3 tRNA genes are annotated in these 458 nt (G+C 45.9%); all 3 read left to right on the top strand.

The annotated features are described in order from the left end of the window. Nucleotides 1–25 precede the first annotated feature (25 nt). The 3 genes from PROCOU_RS16095 to PROCOU_RS16085 all read left to right on the top strand — a co-directional run bounded on the left by PROCOU_RS16095 (nt 26) and on the right by PROCOU_RS16085 (nt 292). A tRNA-Arg gene (locus PROCOU_RS16095) sits at nt 26–99 on the top strand. A gap of 4 nt (nt 100–103) precedes the next feature. Next, nucleotides 104–180, top strand: a tRNA-Pro gene (locus tag PROCOU_RS16090). 36 nt (nt 181–216) lie between these two features. Continuing rightward, nucleotides 217–292: transfer RNA gene (locus PROCOU_RS16085), tRNA-Ala, on the top strand. Nucleotides 293–458 lie beyond the last annotated feature (166 nt).

Below are 458 nucleotides of genomic sequence, written 5' to 3'. Positions count from 1 at the left end.
CCTCGGCACCATATACTTATATAATGCGCCCGTAGCTCAACTGGATAGAGTACTTGACTACGAATCAAGCGGTTAGAGGTTCGAATCCTCTCGGGCGCGCTTTCGGGAAGTAGCTCAGCTTGGTAGAGCACTTGGTTTGGGACCAAGGGGTCGCAGGTTCGAATCCTGTCTTCCCGACCATTAAGAGAATGATATATCCCATAGGTTACTTATGAAGGGGCCTTAGCTCAGCTGGGAGAGCGCCTGCTTTGCACGCAGGAGGTCAGCGGTTCGATCCCGCTAGGCTCCACCAAATTATTTTTTTTATGACCTTTGAAAACTGAACAGAAACAAAGATAAAACCAATAGAGACAGTAATGTTTCTAGGTAAGAATCGCAGGGCGGAAATAGAGAGCTATTTCCAAAAAAAACTACTAGTAAAGTAATTTGCTAGCGAAGTCAATGTGACGCAAGGATCT

The organism is Listeria rocourtiae FSL F6-920 (assembly GCF_000525975.1).
Taxonomy (GTDB): Bacteria; Bacillota; Bacilli; order Lactobacillales; family Listeriaceae; genus Listeria_A; species Listeria_A rocourtiae.
The sequence above is the reverse complement of the archived record's forward strand: the minus strand, read 5'-3'. Positions and strand labels throughout refer to the sequence as shown.